Origin of the sequence: Methanospirillum sp. (assembly GCF_035560735.1) — an archaeon.
Taxonomy (GTDB): Archaea; Halobacteriota; Methanomicrobia; order Methanomicrobiales; family Methanospirillaceae; genus Methanospirillum.
The window spans coordinates 1-6,688 of record NZ_DATMYY010000033.1 but is presented as its reverse complement, the minus strand read 5'-3'; the positions used below and the strand labels follow the sequence as shown (position 1 = coordinate 6,688).

The 6,688-nt window shown below is 48.7% G+C and carries 6 protein-coding genes; 3 read left to right on the top strand and 3 right to left on the bottom strand.

Features of this window, described 5'->3' with window-relative positions; all coding sequences use genetic code 11:
- Positions 1–633: FmdE family protein (locus tag VN429_RS00885; RefSeq protein ID WP_325628779.1), on the top strand; the 633-nt coding region annotated here is incomplete at its 5' end.
- 178 nt (positions 634–811) lie between these two features.
- On the opposite strand, the gene VN429_RS00880 is transcribed toward VN429_RS00885, so the two are convergent.
- From VN429_RS00880 to VN429_RS00870, 3 genes are all read right to left on the bottom strand, one after another.
- Positions 812–2,056, bottom strand: a complete 1,245-nt coding sequence (locus VN429_RS00880) for a Coenzyme F420 hydrogenase/dehydrogenase, beta subunit C-terminal domain (protein ID WP_325628777.1) — start codon at positions 2,054–2,056, stop codon at positions 812–814.
- A 1-nt stretch (position 2,057) separates the two neighbouring features.
- Positions 2,058–4,115 carry a formate dehydrogenase subunit alpha gene (fdhF, locus tag VN429_RS00875; RefSeq protein WP_325628775.1) on the bottom strand — a complete coding sequence of 686 codons (2,058 nt, stop codon included), beginning with the start codon at positions 4,113–4,115 and terminating at the stop codon, positions 2,058–2,060.
- Between the two features lie 473 nt (positions 4,116–4,588).
- Positions 4,589–4,912, bottom strand: a complete 324-nt coding sequence (locus VN429_RS00870) for a hypothetical protein (protein ID WP_325628773.1) — start codon at positions 4,910–4,912, stop codon at positions 4,589–4,591.
- Between the two features lie 276 nt (positions 4,913–5,188).
- Between VN429_RS00870 and nudC the strand changes: the two genes are divergently transcribed.
- Both nudC and VN429_RS00860 read left to right on the top strand, forming a co-directional pair.
- Positions 5,189–5,944 (top strand): NAD(+) diphosphatase, encoded by a 756-nt coding sequence (nudC, locus tag VN429_RS00865; RefSeq protein ID WP_325628771.1) that lies wholly within the window; start codon positions 5,189–5,191, stop codon positions 5,942–5,944.
- A gap of 76 nt (positions 5,945–6,020) precedes the next feature.
- Positions 6,021–6,614, top strand: a complete 594-nt coding sequence (locus VN429_RS00860) for a tetratricopeptide repeat protein (protein WP_325628769.1) — start codon at positions 6,021–6,023, stop codon at positions 6,612–6,614.
- Positions 6,615–6,688: the final 74 nt, after the last annotated feature.

Below are 6,688 nucleotides of genomic sequence, written 5' to 3'. Positions count from 1 at the left end.
GATCACCATGATGAGTATACGCAGGATGAACTCCTGCGAAAACTCCAGGAACTCGGGTATGATCCCAGGTTTCAGGAATACTACAAAAGTTGCATACCATTCCATACCTATCCTGCACCCGGCCTGCTGATCGCCATCGGTATGGTCGATTACGCTTTTGAACTACTTGGCGCAAAACCCGGTGAGAAGGTGTATGCTGTCTGTGAAACCCAGAAGTGTGCTCCCGATCCCCTGCAGGTTATCGCCCACTGTACCATAGGTAATCACAGACTTACGGTTGTCCCGGTCGGAAGATTTGCTTTCACCATGAACAGACCCAGTGAAACCGATTCTGCTGAAGGTATCAGGCTATACATCGACCCGGTAAAACTTCATGCATGGCCAACACTGGAGAAGTGGTTTGCAAACAGCCTGGAATTCTCAAAGAAAACTATGACAAAGGCACTTCTAGATGAGATCCTGGCAGCAAAACGCTCTATCATCTCTGTGCAGAAGGTCAGAATCCCGGTAACCCAAAAGAAGAAATGGAACACAGCAATCTGTAAAACCTGTGGAGAACCGGTCCCTGAATACCTCATTGAGGGTGATCACTGTGCCGCCTGCGGAAGCCTGCGGTACTATGAACTCATATAAATTTTTTTTCACTTCATCAGGAAATTCACTGCCAGAAACCATTGGTACCTGATAACCCATAAACAATCAGGATATCTGTATAAAAGAGACGGCTGCATTTTTCAGGAAAGGGGAAGGATTGATCCTTCCTGCCTCCTGGTGCGATGGAGCGGTAGCGTCGTATACTGGGAAGAGTAGATTACTCTTCATCGAAGATGTTGATGTAGATAGAGTCAGTGCCGGTTGCCTCAAGACGTGCACGCTCTGCCTTCTCCTCTGCAAGTGCATGGATTGGCGGGCTCATGTCGCGTCCCGGGACGTGGCCGAACATCTTCTCGATCTCGGTCTGTTGTGAGTGCATGAACAATGCATTTGGAATCTCCATTGGGCAGAGTTCTTCGCACTGACCACAGTTGACACAAGAGTCAGAGACGTGGGCGAACCTGATCAGGTGGAACATGAAGCTTGTTGGCAGTACACCGGGTGCAACGTACCAGGGCTTCTTGGTAGAGCACTCGATACAGTAGCAGATTGGGCAGTTCTCAACACAAGCGTAACACTTGACACACTTGGCAGATTCTGTCATGATCAGCTTCAGCCGATCCTTACCGGTGCCGAGTCCCTCGAAGTCACGCTTTCTGCATGAGTCTCCGAGCTTGAACATTGCATTCTCGACTTTTCCCCTGATCTCGATACCCTTCGGGTTTGCTGCTTCGGTTTCAAGAGCGCCTTTGGACTTGGCACTCTCGATAAGGTTTGCACCCTTCTCAGAGCAGACTTCAAGGAACGTTGCCTTTCCTGCCTTGTCTCCGATTACTCCCCAGTTTCCTGCTGCGATATCAGCCTGACGGGGGACTTTCATCTTACAGCGCTGGCAGTTAGATCTGCGTCCGTAGCCTTCTTCCTCGAGTTCGTCGATCTTGATACCTTTGTGGCCACCTTCGAACTCGATGATGAACTGACCCTTGTCGATCTCTTCCTTGTGGACAGTATCAGGGTCAACTTCGAACTTCTCGCTGATCATCCGCCGTGCTGCAACCGGGCTGACTGAACCTCCACAGTTGACACCGATCATGATGATGTTGTCAAGGTTGATCTGGTTCCTCTTGGCAAGCTCGTAGAATGCCATTGCATCGCAGCCCTTACAGGTGACTGCATACTTCTTGTCCTTTGCCCCGTTCAGGTATTTCTTGATCAGTTTGGGGATGAGCAGGGTACCGCAATGCAGGGAACCTGCGGACTTGATGACATCATCGGCATTGGTTATAACGGTTGGAACTGCATCGTACAGATCCTTACCCTTGGTGATAGCAACCACACCGTCAACCATCTTGGTCTCAAGTGCATGCTTCAGGAGAGCAGTGACAGCTCCTCCACACTCACCTTTCTTCTGTACCTCGGAGTCTTTTGCCCATGCGTAGATCATGTCGCCTTTTGCTACCATCTTAGTTGCCTCCGAGTTTTTCGATAGATATTGCGCAGTGCTTGAGTTCAGGCATCTTAGAGAGTGGGTCGAGTGCGGTGTTGGTCAGGTTGTTGACACCATCTGCAAAGTGCATGGTCATGTAAACCACGCCAGGTGCTACATCATCAGACACCCGTGCATGAGTGATTGTCTCACCGCGGCGGCTCTTCAGTTTGATCTGCTCGCCATCCTTGATCTTGAGACGCTCTGCATCCTCGATATTGATCTGTGCGTAAGACTCTGGAACCTCACGGTGCATGTCACTGCGTCCGGTCTGTGAACGGGAGTGGTAGTGGAAGATGAGACGTCCGGTCATGAGGGTGTATGGATACTCGGCGTCTGCAACTTCTGCTGGTGGCCGGTATTCGAGACCGAAGAACTGACCCTTTCCATTCGGGGTTGCAAACTTCTCGCGGTGCAGGATCGGAGTTCCCGGGTGCTCTGGGGTTGGACAAGGCCAGATGACGGACTCAGGTTTTTCCATACGCTCGTAGAGGCAACCAAACATCGAGGGTGTAACTGCCCGCATGTCGTCCCATACAGCGTTTCCAGTCGGAAGGTCAAAGTTTTTGAGACCCAGCCGCTTTGCCAGTTCTGCAATGATCCAGATATCTTCCTTTGCTTCGCCCGGTGGGTTTACTGCCTTGCGAACACGGTTGACACGGCGTTCTGCACTGGTGAAGGTTCCATCCTTCTCTGCAAAACAGGCTCCTGGCAGGATGACATCAGCATACTGACAGGACTCAGTAAAGAAGATATCCTGAATAACAAGGAAGTCAAGTTTCTGGAGCTGTGCCTTCACGTGGTTTGAGTCAGGGTAGGTGACAGCCGGGTTCAGACCGAGGATATACATACCCTTGATTTCTTCACCACATTGGTTGATCTGCTCAGTGAGAGTGACACCGTACCAGTCTGGCAGGTCAGTAACTCCCCAGGCCTTCTCCATCTTTGCACGGTTCTCTGCGACTTCACACTTCTGGTAACCCGAGTAGACGTTCGGGTATGCACCCATATCACAGGCACCCTGCACGTTGTTCTGTCCACGGAGTGGGTTGACACCAACACCTTCGCGTCCGATGTTTCCACAAAGCATCGCAAGGTTTCCGAGGGATCTGACGTTGTCAGTACCGGTGGTGAGTTCGGTGATACCAAGACAGTAGATGATCACCGCGTTCTTGACATCTGCGTATCTGAATGCGAGATCTTTGACAGTCTCCAGTGGAACACCGTGGATTGCCTCGCAATCTGCGTAGTTCTCGACGGTTTTTTGGAGGTCGTCAAAGTGTTCGGTCCGCTCTTCGACAAACTTCTTGTCATACTTGCCTTCCTTGATGATCCAGTACATCATCGAGTTGATCAGGGCAATATGGGTCGAGGGGTTGAACCGTACCCAGGTATCAGCGATCCGGGCAGTCATAGTCTTACGTGGGTCAACCACGATGATTGGAATGCCTTTCTTCTTTGCCTCTGCAACACGACGTCCTGCGAGTGGGTGTGCCTCCATTGCGTTTGAACCCCACATCAGGATCAGGTCAGAATTCAGAACATCGCGGAAACCGTTTGTTGCAGCTCCGGAACCAAAGGAAAGTGAAAGACCGGCAACGGAAGGTCCATGACAGATACGGGCGCAGTTATCGACGTTGTTTGTCTTGAATCCGCACCGGGCAAATTTCTGGAAGATATAGCAGTCCTCGTTCACAGTTCTGCATGAGGTCTGGAACCCGAGACCACGTGGGCCGTGTTTATCGCTTATCTCTTTCAGTTTCTTGGCAACCAGGTCAAGAGCCTCGTCCCAGGATGCTGGGACATGCTTGCCGTCCTTCTTGATCAACGGGGTGGTCAGCCGGTCAGGGCTGTGCACGTGTTCCCAACAGGTCATTCCTTTTGGACAGAGTTTACCCTCATTCACAGGAGTTCGCTGGTATGCCTCAACACCAACGACCTTCCCGTCATTAACTACCAGGTTAAGACCACATCCCACACCACAATATGGGCAGGTAGTCGGAACATATTTCATAATTTCTGTATTTTCACTCATATTTCACCCGAGTTCACTACGGTGAAAGAAACCACACTTTCAGAAACCGGCACTGCCGGCATGACATTCCGCCATGCAATCAGGGATTCCTAAATTACAAACTACCCGCTAGTCTGCATAGGCTATCGTATCCCGACCACAGTGCAGGTAAGATATTATCATTAATCCAGATATAAGTCTGACGAAAAATTTCCGAAATCTGGGGATTAGTGGTGGGGGACCTCAGGCGAACTATGGGTACCTCCCATCCCGTGTTTCACACAGCAATGGTCCATTCTCCTTTCATGCTGGTCATCAGATTCAGATGCTCACGAGTAACCTGACATAGAGAGTGAATGATGCACAGGAGAAATCAGATCAACCATTGAACCACACAATCCGAAGATTTACAGTTTCAATGAGAATACAATAAAAAAAGGGGAAAGAAAAGAGTTACACAATATACAGAGCGTGATAGAGAGCAGCAGGCACAATCATTTCCTTCTACCCCTCATTTTACGTCCACCGGTGATTTCCCTGCGGGTATGAGCTGAGTTGAAAAACCGAAGAGATTCATTTACAATACTCTTCACCCATGGATCTTCAGTCCCTTCAATCTCTTCAGGCGTAATATTATACCAACAGGTCCAGGACAGCAGATGTTCAGTATCATCCCGCTCCCAGCGGGTGTACTCAGTTCCTCTTCGCTCTCCTTTATTAAGAGTGCAGATACCTTCCTGCGAGTCAGACACATGGACAAAAAAGGCACAGACCGAGCAGGGTCTTATCTGCCGGACTTCAACCTGAGGAAGATCCATCCTGTATCATACCTTATTAGCGTTTATTCTGATCATCCCCTGATTCATCCAACACTGCTGTTTATGGTGCCTGTCAAAAATTAATGATAATACCAGTTCCGCAAGGATATTTGACTTCTGATCTTTCACCATTCAAACCAGATACTAATATTCAATCAATACATATATGACCCTGAATAATTAGTCCTGTTGATTTTCATGGTTCATCTACCCTATATAATATCTGATCTGGATACTCATACCCCATCAAAAACGGGTACGTCCCATTGTGTAATTGTGGATGCGGATGGCAATATCCTCTGTTCAAATCATTTCCCGGTTATTAAAGAAGAGTTCCCAGGCCTAGAATATACAAGTGACCTTCCTCTCAATGTCACTGGTCCACTATTTGTCGGCGGCACTTCTGATCTAAACTGGTGGGTCTATCAGATAGAAAACGGCAGTTCTCTTTCACCTGGCCTTGAACTCATTTCCTTGCGCACCATAGCGGGCTCTCTTCCTTTTGATCTTCTGGCTATTCTCGGGCGAGCAATACAATTGGTACGGTTTGATACGACAACTGCGTTCTGCGGAAGATGTGGCGAAAGGAACACCATGAAGGAGGATGAGTTGGCTAAACGATGCCCTGCCTGTGGTCTTCTGACCTTTCCCCGACTCTCTCCTGCAATAATTGTCAGGATAACAGACGAAGACAGAATACTGCTAGCAAGATCCCCACAATTCCTTCAGGGGATGTACAGTCTGATTGCCGGGTTCGTTGAGCCTGGTGAATCTCTGGAAGCCGGAGTTCATCGCGAAGTATTTGAAGAGGTGGGACTGCGCATTTCTGATCTCAAGTACTATAACTCCCAACCCTGGCCATTCCCAGACTCTCTGATGGTAGGATATGTTGCACGATATCTTTCAGGGGAGATCAGATGCGACGGTGTGGAGATTGAGGATGCTCAATGGTTCTCCCGCGATAGTATGCCCGAACTCCCTGGAAAACTCAGTATTGCACGTGCTCTTATTGAGGACTATCTTTCATCCTAATATTCAGACAGGAGATCCAGCATGATCCGTTTAGGATCATCGGAATCCTTATACTCACACCGATCAGACCCTCTGTATGAGGAATCTTCCGGGTATATTTGCTCTCATTCTTATCAGCGCCTTTATTTTGCCCGTGTTATCAACTGCGGATAATACAAGTGATTCAAAGCAGATGTGGGCTGCTGGAAAGGCATTCTGGGACGAGAAACAGTACGATGAAGCACTCGTTTCATTTACAAATGCAACAACTTTGGACCCTACAAATGTTGATGCCTGGTTTTATACTGGTCTCACCCTTGCACGACTGGGGAAGAATGGCGACGCAATATCAGCTTATGAAACTGTAAGCAAGTTAGACCCGACAAATGCGGCGGCCTGGTTTAACAAAGGAACCAATCTGGCAACCCTCAACAGGACTGATGAAGCACTTAGTGCATATGATAAGGCAATTGATCTGGATCCGGCATATGCATTCCCCTGGTATAATAAAGGAAATATCCAGGCTGATGCCGGAAATTATGAAGAGGCCCTAAAGTCATACAACCGTGCAATAGAACTCGATCCAACCTTCACCATTGCATGGAAGGGAAAAGGTAGTGCTCTTGCAAAACTCGGCCGCACTTCAGAGTCAGTTGATGCGTATAACACAGCTCATCAGCTTGAAGAATAACAGGACGGAACGTCCATGCACCTTATCTGATAGTGGTCATGGGACTTCAACAAATACATATCCTGGTTTAAAAG

What these genes read in the sequence shown, in the direction of transcription:
- VN429_RS00880 (WP_325628777.1), bottom strand. Translation starts at nt 2,056, where the DNA reads ATGGTAGCAAAAGGCGACATGATCTACGCATGGGCAAAAGACTCCGAG.
- fdhF (WP_325628775.1), bottom strand. Translation starts at nt 4,115, where the DNA reads ATGAGTGAAAATACAGAAATTATGAAATATGTTCCGACTACCTGCCCA.
- VN429_RS00870 (WP_325628773.1), bottom strand. Translation starts at nt 4,912, where the DNA reads ATGGATCTTCCTCAGGTTGAAGTCCGGCAGATAAGACCCTGCTCGGTC.
- VN429_RS00860 (WP_325628769.1), top strand. Translation starts at nt 6,021, where the DNA reads ATGAGGAATCTTCCGGGTATATTTGCTCTCATTCTTATCAGCGCCTTT.